A 246-nucleotide genomic window follows, 5' to 3' on the forward strand; every position below is an offset into this window, starting at 1 on the left:
AATGAGCCGGTGAAGCAGTACCGGCTGCAGCGGTATTTCAGTGCGACGCAGAAGGAGTTGGCCGCGGCGGTGCAGCATGTGTGTCAGGATCCGGAGTGTCACCGGCCGTTTAACTTGTTGCAGGCCGACCACCTGGTGGCGTGGTCGAAGGGTGGGGAGACGAATATCGACAACATCCTCATGCTCTGCGAGTATCACAACATGAAGAAGCGGGATGGGGACGTCTATTACAAAGACGCCGAGGGT

The 246-nt window shown here is 57.7% G+C and carries 1 protein-coding gene; it reads left to right on the top strand.

The window, feature by feature from the left end:
* Positions 1-9 precede the first annotated feature (9 nt).
* The coding region (locus tag HMPREF2559_RS08780) for an HNH endonuclease (protein ID WP_210387032.1) at positions 10-246 on the top strand (237 nt) is incomplete at its 3' end.

Source organism: Corynebacterium sp. HMSC072G08, from assembly GCF_001809185.1.
Lineage (GTDB): Bacteria > Actinomycetota > Actinomycetes > Mycobacteriales > Mycobacteriaceae > Corynebacterium > Corynebacterium phoceense.